Genomic DNA, 14,525 nt, shown 5'->3' with positions numbered 1-14,525 from the left:
ATCGGAGAACGCTGTCCACAGCACGGCGTCACATGGCAGTGGATGCGACCCAGATGGTGTTGACAATCATTATCAATAAGAAGTACGCTCGACCCATGCACCGAGACGCCGTCCGACGTTCCCGCCTGCTCGCACCTGCGCTCGCGGTCGCCTCCGCGACGCTGCTGGCGGGCTGCGCGACCGGCGGCGACGCCACCGACGACGGCCTGCCGCGGGTCGTCGCGACGACCACCCAGGTCGCCGACTTCACCCGCGAGGTCGGGGGAGCGGCCGTCGAGGTGACCGCGCTGCTGACGCCCGGGCAGAGCGCCCACTCGTTCGACCCGTCGGCGGCCCAGTTGCTCGCGCTCGGCGAGGCCGATGCGCTCGTCGTCAACGGCGGCGGCCTCGAGAGCTGGATCGACGACGCCATCGAGGCGTCCGGCTTCGACGGCGAGCTCATCGACGCGAGCACCGGGATCGAGCTGCTCGCGACCGATGAGCTGCACGCCGACGACGAGCACGCCGACGACGAGCACGCGGACGACGAGCACGCCGATGACGGCCACGACGACGGCGCGGCGGACGAGCACGCCGACGACGAGCACGCCCATGAGGACGGCAACCCGCACATCTGGACCGACCCGCACCTCGCGGCCGAGATGGTCGCGAACATCGCCGACGGTCTCGCCGGACTCGACGGCGTCGACGCCGGCGCCATCCGCGACGCCGAGGCGGACTACGTCGGCCGGATCGACGCGCTCGACGCGTGGATCCACGAGAACGTCGAGCAGGTCCCGGTCGACGAGCGCCTGCTCGTGACGAACCACGACGCCTTCACGTACTTCCTCGACGCCTACGACGTCACCTTCGTCGGCAGCGTCATCCCGAGCTTCGACGACAACGCCGAGCCGAGTGCCGCCGAGATCGACGCGCTCGTCGATCGAATCCGGGCCACGGGCGTGAGCGCGGTCTTCTCCGAGGCGTCGATCTCGCCGAAGACCGCCGAGACCATCGCCTCCGAGGCGGGCGTTGCGGTCTACTCCGGCGACGACGCCCTGTACGGCGACTCGCTCGGCCAGCCCGGGAGCGCGGGGGAGACCTACCTCGGGAGCCAGGTGCACAACGCACGGCTGATCCTCGAGTCGTGGGGCGTCGAGCCTTCCGCGCTGCCGGACGTGCTGGGAGGATGACGACATGACCGATGCGGCCGCCGAGCCCGTGCTCGCCATGCGGGGCGCGGCATTCCGGCACCCCGGCGGCGCCGGCGTCGCGGGCCTGCGTTTCCGCGTCCGGCCGGGGGAGGCCGTGGCGGTCATCGGGCCGAACGGCGCCGGCAAGTCGACGATGCTCCGCGGCATCCTCGGCCTGGTGCCGCTCGTCGACGGCGAGATGCGGTTCGCCGGGGGAGTGGATGCCGCTGACGGCATGATCGGCTTCCTGCCGCAGTCCGTCGACGTCGACGCCGACTTCCCGATCAGCCTCTCGCAGGTCGTGATGCAGGGGCGGTACCGCCGTCTCGGCCTGCTGCGATGGCCGGGCCGGCGCGATCGCGAGGCCGTCCGCGAGGCCCTCGAGACCGTGGGCCTCGCCGCGCTCGCGCACCGCCGCTTCGGCGAACTGTCGGGCGGCCAGCGCCAGCGCGGGTTCCTCGCCCGCGCACTCGCCGCCGAGCCGCGCCTGCTGCTGCTCGACGAGCCGTTCAACGGCCTCGACCAGACCAATCGCGACGCGCTCGTCGACACGCTCCGCACGCTCAAGGCGCGCGGGGTCGCCATCATCGTGTCGACGCACGACCTCGAGCTCGCCCGGACCGTCTGCGACGTCGCCCTCCTGGTGAACGGCGAGCAGGTCGGCTGCGGTCGCGTCGACGAGGTGCTCACGCTCGAGAACGTGCAGCGCTGCTTCGAGGGCGTCGAGGTCGAGATCGACGAGCACACGCTCATCGTCCCGGGTCACGAGGGCCATTGATGCCGGTCGGGGAATGGACGCCGGAGGGCGGCCTCCGATGAGCGCGGGCGATGCGCTCTTCGGAGCGTACGCGCTGCCGTTCATGGGACGCGCGCTGGTCGTGCTGCTGATCCTCGCCGTCGCGGCCGCGGTCGTGGGCGTGCTCGTGAACCTCCGCGGCCTCGAGTTCATCAGCGACGGGCTGACGCACGCGGTGTTCCCGGGTCTCGCGATCGGGCTCGCCGTCGCGGGCACCGCCGGCCTCGTCCCGGGTGCGGCGATCGCGGCGCTGGCGGGCGCCGTGGCGCTGACGCTCCTCATGCGCGCCGGCGTCGCCTCCGACGCGGCGGTGGCCGTGATGCTCACCGCCACCTTCAGCATCGGCGTGCTCGTCGTCTCGCGCGGAACCGACTACGCCGCTGCGCTCGAAGGACTGCTGTTCGGCCGGATCCTCACGATCGCGCCGGCCGACGTGCTGCCGCTCGTTCTCGTCTCGCTCACCGCGGTGATCGCGGTGGTCGTCACGCTCAAGCAGCAGCTGCTCCGCGCGTTCGACGCCGCGGCGAGCCGCGCCGCGGGCGACCGGGGCCTCGTGCTCGACCTCGTGCTCAATTCGGCGATCGCGCTCGTGGTGGTCGCGGGCGCCAGCACCGTCGGCGCCCTGCTCGTGCTCGCCCTGCTCATCGTGCCGGGCGCTGCGGCGCGGCTCGTGACCACCCGGCTCTGGTGGCTCTTCCCGGCGGCGGGCGCGGTCGCCGCCGTCAGCGCCTGGCTCGGCCTGTCGGCCGGGTTCGCGATCTCCGTGGGCGCCGGCGTCGACGTGCCCGCCGGCAGCACCGTCGTCGCGGCGTTCGTCATCGGCTACGCGGTGATCCTCGCGGTCCGCCTGGCCGTGGCCCGGGCGGGGGAGCGCTGATGGGCTACTTCGAGCGCGCCCTGCTCGCCGCCGTCGTCATCGGCGCGGGCGCGGGCTTCGTTGGGTCCCTCGTGGTCCTGCGTCGCCGGACCTTCTTCGCCCAGGCGCTCACCCACGCCACGTACCCGGGCGCGGTGCTCGCCGCCGCGCTGGGCGTGAGCGTGCCGCTCGGCGCCGCGGTGGCCTCGATCGCGATCGTCGCGATCATGACGGCGCTCGCGCGCGTCCGCCACCAGGGCGCGCAGGTCGCGGCGGGCATCGTCCTCACCGGCGGGTTCGCGGCCGGGGCGCTCCTGCAGGCCGTGATCCCGGGCCTGCCCGTCCAGCCGGAGTCGCTCCTCGTCGGCTCGATCCTGACGGTCGGCGACGGCGACGTTCTGATCGCCGCCGTCGTGCTCGTGGCATCCGTCGCCCTCGTCGCCGCGTTCGGCACGCGGATCGTCTACTCGACCTTCGACCCAGCCGGCTACCGGGCGGCGGGGTTCCGCGAATGGCCGGTGGAGCTGCTCGTGCTCGGACTGACCGCGGCATCCGTCGTCAGCTCGCTGCCCGCGGTCGGGGCCATCCTCGCGATCGCGCTCCTCGCGGCCCCCGCGGCCGCCGCCCGCGCGGTCATGCCCACCTTCGTCGGCGTGCTCGTCGCCGCCCCGATCATCGGCGCGGCATCGGGCGTCATCGGCGTCGTCGTCTCGCGGTCTGCGGGCGTCGCGGCCGGCCCGGCGATCGTGCTCGCCGCCACCGCGTTCCTGCTCCTCGCGCTCGGCGCGTCCGCGCTGCGGGGGATACCCTCGAGGCGGGCCCCGATCCCCGTCGAGACCGCGGAGGAGGCACGGATCGCATGAAACGCAACACCTGGCAGCGCGAGGCGGTGCGCGACGCACTCGACGCCACCGACGGCTTCATCAGCGCGCAGGCCCTCCACTCGGCGCTGCACGCCGGCGGCTCGCCGATCGGGCTCGCGACCGTGTACCGGGCCCTCGGCGACCTCGCGGCCAGCGGCGATGCGGACTGCCTGCAGTCGCCCGAGGGCGAGGCGATCTACCGCGCCTGCAGCACGGGTCACCACCATCACCTCATCTGCCGGAAGTGCGGGCTGACCGTCGAGATCGCGGCCGACGAGGTCGAGGCGTGGGCCAAGCGCGTCGCCGGGGAACACGGCTTCACGCGCGCCGCGCACGTGGTCGACGTCTTCGGGTTCTGCGCCGACTGCTCCCGCGCCCTCGATCGCGGCGAGTGAGCCGGGTCACCGCAGCGCCTCGAAGGCTCGGAGGTGGTTCTCGGACCCCGCGAGCAACCGCTCCATCACGCTGACGATGGCCTCGTCATCCGCGCCCTCGATCGCGGCGGAGAGATCGGCGATGTCGGTCTGCTCGATCAGCACCCCCACGGCGACCGCCTCGTCGAGGCTCGAGGTGCCGCGCGCGACCAGGTCGTCGTACATCGCCTGCAGCGCCGGGTCGGTGAACTCGCCGACCTCCGCCGAGCGGGGATCGTCGAGGTCGCGTGCCTCGAGCAGCGGCGCGACGAGGTCCTGGTGCGTGACCTCGCTCGCCGCGATGTTGTCGAAGACGGGCAGGCTCCAGCGCTCCGACAGCGTCACGTAGACGTCGTGCGCCAGCTTCTCCTCCTCGATCAGGTAGCGCAACGACGCCGCGGTGGTGTCCGCCGGCGCGATCCCGGTCGACGGCTCGGCGTCGTCCTCGGCGTCGTCGCCGGCGTCGGCCTGACCCGCGGTCGGCGATGGCGCGGCGGCCGGAACGCCCTGCGGGTCGCCGCCGACGGCGGTCATCACGCCCACCCCGACGATCCCGAGCAGGACCAGGACGCCGGTCGCGATGCCGAGGACGAGAGCGGTGCGGTGCGTCATGAGGTACCTCCCAGCGGTTCCGGACGGCGATGCGCCGGCCGGTGCCATCCGATCGTACGCAAATACCCCGGGGGTATTGCGGGACCATGGTCCCGCACGGGTCCCGCAAGGGTCCCGCCAGCCCGTCGACGCCCTGAATCCCAGACCAGGCGCGCATTCCCATCGGCGATTCGACAAGCCTCGCCTCGCGCCGATACCGTGGTCGGCGGTCCAGGACGGACCATGACGCCCAGTCCGCGCCCCCGGGGCATCGGTTCACGCCGAGCCGCGGGGTCGTACGGTTCCGCGTGTGGCATCCGGTCCCGATGACCGGCTGCGCTGGATCGCGGCGCTCGCCCGGCAGCCCCAGTTCGACGCCGGCGCTCGCAGCCCGCCTCCCGGATCGCACGGAACCCGGCCGAGACCATGAGCACGCTCCTGCACCGGCCGCCGCCCCAGCGGCCGCGTCTGCGTGAGCGTGCGACGGAGATCCGCCCCCCATGCTCGAACCCCGCGAGACCCAACCCGAACCCGCCGCTCCCGCGGCATCCGCCGCTGCCGGCCCGGCCACGACGGACCCCGCCGTCGCCGACGGCCCGCCCGCCATCCAGGTGCGCGGCCTCACCCGCTTCTTCGGTCGCCGGCCGGCCGAGGCGCTCAGCCGGCTCCGCGACGGCGCCACCCGTGCCGAGGTCGCCGACCTCGGCACCGCCGCCGTCGTCGACGCCGACTTCGACGTCCGCCGCGGCGAGATCTTCGTCGTGATGGGCCTGTCCGGCTCCGGCAAGTCGACGCTGATCCGCATGCTCAACGGGCTCCTCGAGCCCACCGCCGGCACCGTCGACGTGATGGGCGAGCGCATCACCGGCATCCCCGCGAAGCGCCTGCGCTCGGTGCGCCGCGACCACGTGTCGATGGTGTTCCAGCACTTCGCGCTCCTGCCGCACCGCACGGTGCTCGACAACGCCGCGTACGGCCTCGAGATCCAGGGCGTGGATGCCGCGGAGCGCCGTGAGCGCGCCGGTCGCGTCCTCGAGCGCGTGGGACTCGGCGGCTGGGGCGACAAGCGCCCGTCCGAGCTCTCCGGAGGCATGCAGCAGCGCGTGGGACTCGCCCGCGCCCTCGCGTCGGACACCGACATCCTGCTCATGGACGAGGCGTTCTCGGCGCTCGACCCCCTCATCCGCCGCGAGATGCAGGAGCAGCTCGTCGAGCTGCAGCAGGAGCTCGGCAAGACCATCGTCTTCATCACGCACGACCTGAACGAGGCCATGTTCCTCGGCGACCGCATCGCCGTCATGCGCGACGGTCGCATCGTGCAGAACGGCACCGCCGAGGAGATCCTCACCGACCCCGCCGACGACTACGTCGCGCAGTTCGTGCAGGATGTCGACCGGGCGCGCGTGCTCACCGCCGGCAACGTCATGGAGACGCCGCGGGCCGTGGTGTCGTCGTCCGCCGGCCCTCGCGCCGCGCTCCGGGTCATGCGCGACCTGCAGACCTCGACCGTGTTCGTCGTCGCACCCGGCCGGCGCCTGCTCGGCGTCGCGCAGGACCGCGACGTGCTGCGCCTCGTGCAGCGCGGCGAGAAGCGGCTCGATGAGGCCGTGCACGAGATCGCCACGGTGGGCTCCGACGAGCAGCTCGCCGACCTGCTCGGTAGCTCGGTCGAGCAGGAGGTGCCGCTCGCGGTCGTCGACGATCGGCAGCGCCTCGTCGGCGTCGTGCCGCGGGTGACCCTGCTCGCCGCCCTCGGCAACGTGCCCACGACGGCCGACGAGCTCGCCACCGTGCCGCCCGCGACCGTCCCGATCGCGGTCATCACGGCCACCCTGCAGCGCACCGAGCCGATCGAGCCGGACCCGGCGTCCGCCCTCGAGGCGGCGGTCGCCGTCCCCGAGCCCGAGCCCGAGCCCCTGCTGGTGCCGCCCGCCGACGCGGCCGGCGCCGCAACGGAGGCCCCGGCCACCGACCACTCCGCCGCGATCGAGGGGAGCCGCGCATGATCGACATCCGCCTGCCGCTCGGCGAGCTCGCCGAGGGCGCCATCGACGTCCTGACCGACGCGCTCGGAGGCCTCTTCGACGTGATCCGCGCCGTGTTCGCCGGCTTCTACGACCTCGTCGACCTCGTCCTGTCGACCCCGCCGTTCTGGGCCGTGATCGTGGTGATCGCCGCGCTCGCCTGGTTCGCCAAGGGCTGGAAGCTCGCCCTCGGCACGGCGCTCGGCCTCCTCGTGATCGTCGGCGTCGACCAGTGGGAGAACGCCATGGACACGCTCGCGCTCGTGCTCGTCTCGAGCGCCATCGCGGTCGTGATCTCGATCCCGCTCGGCGTGCTCGCCGCACGGAGCGACGTGGCCAGCCGCGTCATCCGCCCGGTGCTCGATTTCATGCAGACGATGCCGGCGTTCGTGTACCTCATCCCCGCGCTGATCCTGTTCCGCGTGGGCGTGGTGCCCGGCATCGTCGCGACGATCGTGTTCGCGATGGCGCCCGGCGTGCGGCTCACCGAACTCGGCATCCGCGGCGTCGACCGCGAGGTCGTCGAGGCCGGGCACGCGTTCGGCTCGTCGCCGTGGCGCATCCTCCGCCAGATCCAGCTGCCGCTCGCGATGCCCAGCATCATGGCCGGCGTCAACCAGGTCATCATGCTCTCGCTCTCGATGGTCGTCATCGCGGGCATGGTCGGCGCGGGCGGGCTCGGCGGCGACGTCGTGCAGTCGCTCACGCGCATCGACGTGGGCCTCGGCTTCGAGGCGGGCCTGTCGGTCGTGATCCTCGCGATCGTGCTCGACCGCATCACGGGCGGGCTCGGCGGGCGTGCGCGCCCGCAGCGCCGCAGCGCGAAGGCGAAACGAGCGGATGCCGCGACCTCGACCGACGTTCCGGAGGCCGCCGATCTCGCGGAGACCGACGGCTCGGACCTCCCGGCGACGGAGTCCGCAGTGAAGGCCCCCGTCGCCTGACCCCAAGACCTCGGGCGCCCCACCCCGGCGCCCGCGAACCCCGCATGCACCCCATGCGGACCACCGATCACCCGCGCCACAGCACGCGGGAGGAAAGGAACCACACATGCAGAAGCGCACCATGCGCACCATGCTCGCCGTCGGCGCCACCGCCGCCCTCACGCTCACCGGCTGCTCGGCCGGCGCCGGCGAGGCGGAGACGCTCGAGAACGGCGACCAGAAGGACCTCACCATCGCCGTGTTCAACGGCTGGGACGAGGGCATCGCCGCGAGCGAGCTCTGGAAGACCCTGCTCGAGGAGCAGGGCTACGACGTCGAGCTCGAGTACGCCGACGCCGCCCCGGTGTTCCAGGGCCTGAGCGACGGCGACTACGACGTGACGCTCGACACCTGGCTGCCGATCACGCACGCCGACTACGTCGAGCAGTACGGCGACGACATCGTCGACCTCGGCGCCTGGAACGAGGACGCCAAGCTCACCATCGCCGTGAACGAGGACGCGCCCGTCGACACCCTCGACGAGCTCGCGGAGAACGCCGACGCGTTCGGCAACCGCCTCGTGGGCATCGAGCCGGGCTCGGGCCTGAACCGCGTGACGACCGACGAGGTCATCCCCACGTACGGCCTCGACGGCATGGAGTACCTCACCTCGTCGACCCCCGCGATGCTCTCCGAGCTGACCGCGGCCACCGACGCGGGCGAGAACATCGCCGTGACCCTGTGGCGCCCGCACTGGGCCTACGACGCCTTCCCGCTGAAGGACCTCGAGGACCCCGAGGGCACGCTGGGCGATGCCGAGGGCATCCACGCCTTCGGCACCGCGGACCTCGAGGAGACGCACCCGACCCTCGCCGGCTGGCTGCAGGGCTTCCAGATGGACAGCGACCTTCTCTACTCGCTCGAGAACGCCATGTTCAACGAGAACGACACCGACGACTACGGCCCCGTGGTCGAGGAGTGGATCTCCGAGAACCAGGAGTACGTCGACTCGCTGACCTCCTGAGGTCGGCGCGCGCCGTGACGGCGCGATGAGCCGAAGAGCGGATGCCGCGGGCGCACGTCGTGCCCCGCGGCATCCGCTTCGTCGTCCCGGGCCGTTGGACCCGAGCCTTGAGGCGGCGCCGGACGGAGACTAGCGTCCGGAGCGTGCGGCCGGGTCCGGGTCCGGCGGCGGAGGGGGAGCCATGGGCCAGGACGAGGAACTCGAGCCGACGTTCACGCGGGCGGGGGAGGCGTCGACCGCGCGCCATACGCGGATCCCGGACCTGCCGATGCTGCCCGAGACCGCGTACCGCATCATCCACGACGAGTCGATGCTCGACGGCAACGCGCGCCTGAACCTCGCGACGTTCGTGACGACGTGGATGGACGAGCACGGTGATCGGCTTTACCACGACGCGTTCGACAAGAACATGATCGACAAGGACGAGTACCCTGCCACCGCGGCGATCGAGGAGTACTGCTGGCGGATCCTCGCCGACCTGTGGAACGCACCGGATCCGGGCGACGCGATCGGCACGTCGACCATCGGGTCGAGCGAGGCGTGCATGCTCGGCGGGCTCGCGCTGAAGCGCCGGTGGCAGCACGCGCGCCGTGCGGCCGGGAAGTCGACCGAGACGCCGAACCTCGTCATGTCGAGCGCCGTGCAGGTCTGCTGGGAGAAGTTCTGCAACTTCTTCGACGTCGAGATGCGCCTCGTCCCGACGAGCGACGAGCATCCGCTGATGGACGGCACGGGCCTGGAGGACGTGGTGGACGAGAACTCCATCGGCGTCGTCGCGATCATGGGCGTGACCTACACCGGGGCGTACGAACCGGTCGCGCGCATCGCGGCGAAGCTCGACGAGATCGAGGCGGACACGGGCCTCGACATCCCGATCCACGTCGACGGGGCCTCCGGGGCGATGGTCGCGCCCTTCCTCCAGCCCGAGATCGAGTGGGACTTCCGCGTCGAGCGGGTGCAGTCGATCAACACCTCGGGGCACAAGTACGGCCTCGTCTACCCGGGTGTCGGGTGGGTGGTCTGGCGCTCGACGGCCGCGCTGCCGGAGGACCTGGTGTTCAAGGTGAGCTACCTCGGCGGGGAGATGCCCACGTTCGCCATCAACTTCTCCCGCCCCGGGGCCCAGGTGCTGCTGCAGTACTACCGGTTCCTCCGACTCGGCCGGGTCGGGTACACCGCGATCCAGCAGACGTCCCAGGACGTCGCGCGCTACCTCTCGTCGGGCATCGCCGCGCTCGACGCGTACGAGCTCCTGACCGACGGCAGCGACATCCCGGTGTTCGCGTGGCGGCAGGTTCCGGGGCGCACCGACAAGTGGACGCTGTACCACCTGGCCGAACGGCTGCGCATCCGGGGATGGCTCGTGCCGGCGTACCCGCTCTCGGGAGACCAATCGGACCAGACCGTGATGCGGATCGTCTGCCGGAACGGCTTGAGCCGGGACCTCGCCGAGGACCTGCTCGGCGACATCCGCGACGAGACCGACTTCCTCGACGCGCTGGACGGTCCGATGCCGCACGAGGGACTCGTGCAGTCCTTCCACCACTGAGCGGCCGGGGCGCACGTTGGCCGGGTCGACGCCGGGGGAGACGCCGACGGCGCTGCGCCTGCGCCGAGAGGCCTGGGGGTTCATCCTCGGCTCGTTCTGCTTCATCGTCGGCGCCGTGCCGAACTACGCGGAGACGGCCGGCCCGGTCGGGGTGGGCCTGACGTTCTTCGTCGGGTCGATCTTCTTCACGCTCGCGGCGTTCATCCAGCTGACGCTGAGCGGCCGCCCTCGGCCGCGTCGGGGCGCCGACCGGGCGGACCTCACCGACTGGTGGGCGGCCGCGGTCCAGTTCGGCGGCACGCTGCTGTTCAACTGGAGCACGTTCTGGGCGATGGTCGCCGCGTTCGCCGATCCGACGAGGCTCGGCGTGGGCTGGAGGCCGGACGCGCTCGGTTCCATCGCCTTCCTCGCCTCGAGCGGGCTCGCCGTGGCGGCGACGCGGCAGCGCGGCCGGCTCTGGGACCCCGACGCCCGGACCTGGCACGGGACGTGGCTCAACCTGGTCGGCTCGGTGTTCTTCGGCCTCTCGGCGATCGGCGCGTACGTGCTGCCCGACAGCGGCTCGTACCTGAACCTGCTGTGGGCGAACCTCGGAACCCTCCTCGGCGGCGTGTGCTTCCTCGTCGCCGCGCTCCTGTCGCGTCGGGTCGTTCCGGCGCACCGGCCGGGCGGATGACGCGCGTCCCGTCGGCCGCGACGCCGGCGCGGATTCGGGCGCGATCGGCCCGTCTGGTAGGATCGTCGTTTGGCTGGGCGCTTCCACCGTCCAGACCGTGGATGAATCCCCTGTATCTACCGCGCGAGCGGAGGGGGCCGTCTGCAGACAAGAGACCTTGGGAGGGGCCGTCCGGCCCCTCGGTATTGGAGGAAAGACCAATGGCAGCAGTGTGCCAGGTGACCGGAGCCGTCCCCGGCTTCGGCCACAACATCTCGCACTCGCACCGCCGGACGAAGCGCCGCTTCGACCCGAACGTGCAGAAGAAGACGTACTACGTGCCGTCGCTCCGTCGCAACGTCACCCTGAACGTGTCCGCCAAGGGCATCAAGGTGATCGACGCCCGCGGCATCGAGGCGGTCGTCCGTGACATCCAGGCTCGTGGGGTGAAGCTCTAATGGCGAAGCAGCAGGACATCCGTCCCATCATCAAGCTCCGTTCGACGGCCGGCACCGGGTACACCTACGTGACCCGCAAGAACCGTCGCAACAACCCCGACCGTCTCGTGCTCAAGAAGTACGACCCCGTGGTGCGCAAGCACGTCGACTTCCGAGAGGAGCGCTAGGACATGGCCAAGAAGAGCAAGATCGCGCGCAACGAGCAGCGCAAGGCGGTCGTCGACCGCTACGCCGCGAAGCGTGCCGAGCTGAAGAAGACGCTCGTCGACCCGAACGCCACCGAGGAGGCCCGCGAGGCCGCCCGCATCGGCCTGCAGAAGCTGCCGCGCAACGCCTCGCCGGTGCGCGTCCGCTCGCGCGACGCCATCGACGGCCGCCCCCGTGGCGTGCTGACGAAGTTCGGCATCTCGCGTGTCCGCTTCCGCGACATGGCGCACAAGGGCGAGCTGCCCGGCATCACCAAGTCGAGCTGGTAAGCACCGCACGTCGTCCGAGAGGGGCGTCCCGGATCACTCCGGGGCGCCCCTCTCGTCGTCCGCGGCCGTCGGCGCCGCACGCGCACGACGCGCGAGGCATCCGTCAACCCCCGTCCGAACCGCCGCCGAATCCCCGGAAATCCGCGTGTTTCCGCGGGACTCTGCTACATTCGAGGCGGCCTGAACGGCCACGGGGGCGATCGAGGGATCGGCTCCGCGTATCCATACGACAGCTGTAGACACACAGCGAAGGTCCGAGGAGGACATTCAATGGCTGACAAGTCGCTCAACAAGTCCGAGCTCGTTGCCAAGATCGCTGCGGCGACGAACCAGAGCCAGAGCACCGTCGACTCCGTGCTGAACGGGTTCTTCGAGGCGCTGGCCGACTCGGTCGGCTCGGGCACCAAGGTCTCCATCCCGGGCTGGCTCGCCGTCGAGCGCACCCACCGCGCCGCCCGCACGGGCCGCAACCCGCAGACCGGCGAGACCATCCAGATCGCCGCCGGCAACTCGGTCAAGGTCTCCGCGGGCTCGAAGCTCAAGGCCGCCGTCAAGTAGCACGGCCGCGTCGCACGACGCACCCCGAGACTCCCGAAGGGGCGCCCGGTCAGATCCGGCGCGCCCCTTCGGCGTACCTCGGGCATGCGGGCGCACGGCCCGCGGCGAGGCATGACGGATGCCGCGGCGAGCCCGCTTCCAGCCGGCTCGCCTAGGCTGCTCGGGTGACCCGTTCCGTCCGCGTGCTCGGCCCCGCCGCCCTCGTCGCCGTCGCCCTCGTCGCGACGATCGCCGGGCTGGCCTACGGCGGGGGAGCCGAGCCGTACCCGATCCAGGATCCGGGCCCGGTGGCCAGGTGGGGCGTCCCCGTCGCGAAGCTCTTCGTCAACCTCGGCGCGGCCGGCATGATCGGCGCGCTCGTGCTCGCGCTGTGGGCGCTCAGCCCGAAGCAGCGCGAGTTCGACCTGGCGCTCGACGTGGCCGCGGCATCCGCCGCCGTGCTCACGGTCGCGAGCGCGGCGACCGGCGTGCTCACCTTCGTGCTCGTGACCGGCGCGCCGTTCGAGCTGAGCGACCGGTTCGGCGCGCAGCTCGGACAGTTCGCCACGTCGATCGAGCTCGGCCAGGCGTGGCTCGCGACCACGCTGATCGCGGCGGCGGTCACCGTGCTGTGCTTCGCGGTGCGCAACCACACCGCGCTCGTGTTCGTGGGCGTGCTCGCCGTCGTCGCGCTCGTGCCGATGGCGCAGCAGGGGCACGCGGCCGGCACGGCCGGCCACGACGAGGCCGTCACCGCGCTCGGGCTGCACCTCGTGTTCGTGAGCGCCTGGCTGGGCGGACTGCTGACCCTCGTGCTGCTGAAGTCGAGGCTCCCCGGCGATCGCCTCGCCGTGGTGCTCGCCCGGTACTCGACGGTGGCGCTCGTGAGCTTCATCGTGGTCGCCGTCTCCGGCTACGCCAGTGCCGCCCTGCGCATCGGCTCGTGGCCGCAGCTGTCGACCGGCTACGGCGTGCTCGTGCTGGCGAAGGTCGCGGTGCTCGTCGCGCTCGGCCTCTTCGGCGCGTCGCAGCGACGCGTGATGATCGCGCGGATGGCGCGCGCGGGCGCGCCGGGATCCGCCCGCCCCGGGTCACCCGCCGACCGCGTGTTCTGGCTGCTCGTCGTCGTCGAGCTCGCCTTCATGGGGCTCGCGTCGGGTCTCGCCGCGGCGCTGGCGCGCACCGCGACGCCGGTCGACGAGGAGGCGTCGGGCGGCCTGGCCCGGACGCCGGCCGAGCTGCTCACGGGCGAGCCGCTGCCGCCGCCGCCCGACGGATGGCGCTACCTCACCGAGTGGAGCCCTGACCTGCTGTGGCTGCTCGCGTGCGCGTTCGGGATCTTCTTCTACCTGGCGGGCGTGCGCCGGCTTCGTCGCCGCGGCGACGCCTGGCCGGTCTACCGCACGGTGCTCTGGGTGGCGGGCATGCTGCTGCTGGCCTGGGTCACCAGCGGCGGCGTCAGCGCCTACGAGGAGTACCTGTTCTCGGCGCACATGCTCGCCCACATGATCCTCACGATGGGGATCCCGGTGCTGCTCGTGCCGGGTGCGCCCGTCACCCTCGCCGCGCGCGCCGTGCGTCCGCGCAAGGACGGCAGCCGCGGCGGCCGCGAGTGGATCCTGCTCGCGGTGCACTCCCGGTTCGCCGGGATCATCGCCAACCCGATCGTCGCCGCGGTGCTGTTCACCGGCTCGCTGTGGATCTTCTACTACTCGTCGCTGTTCCGCTGGACGATGGAGGACCACATCGGCCACACGTGGATGGTCGTGCACTTCCTCATCACCGGCTACCTGTTCGTGCAGTCGCTCATCGGGATCGACCCGGTGCCCTACCGCCTGCCGTACCCGTTCCGGCTGGTGCTGCTGCTGGCCACCATGGCGTTCCACGCCTTCTTCGGGTTGTCGATCATGATGGGCACCGGCCTGCTGCTCGCCGACTGGTACGGCGCGATGGGCTGGGGCACCGACGCGCTCGTCGACCAGCAGCTCGGCGGCGGCATCGCCTGGTCGATCGGCGAGATCCCCACGGTGGCGCTCGCGATCACCGTGGCGATCCAGTGGTCGCGGAGCGACGCGAAGGAGACGAAGCGGCGGGACCGCCACGCCGACCGGACGGGCGAGGCCGAGCTCGAGGCGTACAACGCGCAGCTCGCGTCGCTCTCGGCACGCGACGGCGGGAACGGCTGACG

Annotated in this window: 16 protein-coding genes; 15 read left to right on the top strand and 1 reads right to left on the bottom strand. The window is 72.0% G+C overall.

All coding sequences use genetic code 11. The features are described from left to right. Positions 1–95 precede the first annotated feature (95 nt). Genes ACUY4T_RS05525 through ACUY4T_RS05505 form a run of 5 tightly spaced genes read left to right on the top strand, consistent with a single transcriptional unit; the run spans position 96 to position 4,082 of the window. Positions 96–1,172 carry a metal ABC transporter substrate-binding protein gene (locus tag ACUY4T_RS05525; protein WP_446017913.1) on the top strand — a complete coding sequence of 359 codons (1,077 nt, stop codon included), beginning with the start codon at positions 96–98 and terminating at the stop codon, positions 1,170–1,172. Positions 1,173–1,176: 4 nt separating this feature from the next. Beyond that, entirely contained in the window at positions 1,177–1,950 is a 774-nt protein-coding gene (locus tag ACUY4T_RS05520) for a metal ABC transporter ATP-binding protein (protein WP_446017912.1), read from the top strand. Positions 1,951–1,987: 37 nt separating this feature from the next. Next, the gene (locus ACUY4T_RS05515; RefSeq protein ID WP_446017911.1) at positions 1,988–2,845 is read left to right on the top strand and encodes a metal ABC transporter permease; all 858 of its coding nucleotides are present in this window, start codon (positions 1,988–1,990) and stop codon (positions 2,843–2,845) included. Beyond that, on the top strand, positions 2,845–3,687 hold the full coding sequence (locus ACUY4T_RS05510) for a metal ABC transporter permease (RefSeq protein WP_446017910.1): 843 nt from the start codon (positions 2,845–2,847) through the stop codon (positions 3,685–3,687). The genes ACUY4T_RS05515 and ACUY4T_RS05510 overlap by 1 nt, the downstream gene beginning before the upstream one ends. Beyond that, complete coding sequence (locus ACUY4T_RS05505) at positions 3,684–4,082, top strand: Fur family transcriptional regulator (RefSeq protein WP_446017909.1); 399 nt, start codon at positions 3,684–3,686, stop codon at positions 4,080–4,082. The genes ACUY4T_RS05510 and ACUY4T_RS05505 overlap by 4 nt, the downstream gene beginning before the upstream one ends. A gap of 6 nt (positions 4,083–4,088) precedes the next feature. Here ACUY4T_RS05505 and ACUY4T_RS05500 read toward each other — a convergent pair whose 3' ends face one another. Continuing rightward, complete coding sequence (locus ACUY4T_RS05500) at positions 4,089–4,712, bottom strand: DUF2202 domain-containing protein (protein WP_446017908.1); 624 nt, start codon at positions 4,710–4,712, stop codon at positions 4,089–4,091. Between the two features lie 479 nt (positions 4,713–5,191). On the opposite strand from ACUY4T_RS05500, the gene ACUY4T_RS05495 reads away from it, so the two are divergent. The 10 genes from ACUY4T_RS05495 to ACUY4T_RS05450 all read left to right on the top strand — a co-directional run bounded on the left by ACUY4T_RS05495 (position 5,192) and on the right by ACUY4T_RS05450 (position 14,523). Then, entirely contained in the window at positions 5,192–6,697 is a 1,506-nt protein-coding gene (locus ACUY4T_RS05495) for a quaternary amine ABC transporter ATP-binding protein (protein WP_446017907.1), read from the top strand. Further along, positions 6,694–7,659 carry an ABC transporter permease gene (locus tag ACUY4T_RS05490; RefSeq protein ID WP_446017906.1) on the top strand — a complete coding sequence of 322 codons (966 nt, stop codon included), beginning with the start codon at positions 6,694–6,696 and terminating at the stop codon, positions 7,657–7,659. Before ACUY4T_RS05495 ends, ACUY4T_RS05490 begins: the two co-directional genes overlap by 4 nt. Positions 7,660–7,765: 106 nt before the next feature. Further along, positions 7,766–8,662: a glycine betaine ABC transporter substrate-binding protein gene (locus ACUY4T_RS05485; RefSeq protein WP_446017905.1), complete on the top strand. Its 897-nt coding sequence runs from the start codon at positions 7,766–7,768 to the stop codon at positions 8,660–8,662. 181 nt (positions 8,663–8,843) lie between these two features. Beyond that, positions 8,844–10,211 carry a glutamate decarboxylase gene (gad, locus tag ACUY4T_RS05480; protein WP_446017904.1) on the top strand — a complete coding sequence of 456 codons (1,368 nt, stop codon included), beginning with the start codon at positions 8,844–8,846 and terminating at the stop codon, positions 10,209–10,211. A 16-nt stretch (positions 10,212–10,227) separates the two neighbouring features. Then, positions 10,228–10,887 (top strand): hypothetical protein, encoded by a 660-nt coding sequence (locus ACUY4T_RS05475; RefSeq protein WP_446017903.1) that lies wholly within the window; start codon positions 10,228–10,230, stop codon positions 10,885–10,887. A 200-nt stretch (positions 10,888–11,087) separates the two neighbouring features. Continuing rightward, positions 11,088–11,324: a 50S ribosomal protein L28 gene (rpmB, locus tag ACUY4T_RS05470; RefSeq protein WP_067945718.1), complete on the top strand. Its 237-nt coding sequence runs from the start codon at positions 11,088–11,090 to the stop codon at positions 11,322–11,324. After that, a complete protein-coding gene (gene rpmG, locus ACUY4T_RS05465) occupies positions 11,324–11,491 on the top strand; it encodes a 50S ribosomal protein L33 (protein ID WP_021760158.1) in 168 nt (55 codons plus the stop codon). The genes rpmB and rpmG overlap by 1 nt, the downstream gene beginning before the upstream one ends. Before the next feature lie 3 nt (positions 11,492–11,494). Beyond that, on the top strand, positions 11,495–11,800 hold the full coding sequence (rpsN, locus tag ACUY4T_RS05460; RefSeq protein WP_446017902.1) for a 30S ribosomal protein S14: 306 nt from the start codon (positions 11,495–11,497) through the stop codon (positions 11,798–11,800). A 270-nt stretch (positions 11,801–12,070) separates the two neighbouring features. Beyond that, entirely contained in the window at positions 12,071–12,358 is a 288-nt protein-coding gene (locus ACUY4T_RS05455; RefSeq protein WP_446017901.1) for an HU family DNA-binding protein, read from the top strand. 164 nt (positions 12,359–12,522) lie between these two features. Then, entirely contained in the window at positions 12,523–14,523 is a 2,001-nt protein-coding gene (locus tag ACUY4T_RS05450) for a bifunctional copper resistance protein CopD/cytochrome c oxidase assembly protein (protein WP_446017900.1), read from the top strand. The last annotated feature ends 2 nt before the right edge of the window (positions 14,524–14,525 follow it).

It is taken from the genome of Agromyces arachidis (assembly GCF_052805135.1).
The sequence above is the reverse complement of the archived record's forward strand: the minus strand, read 5'-3'. Positions and strand labels throughout refer to the sequence as shown.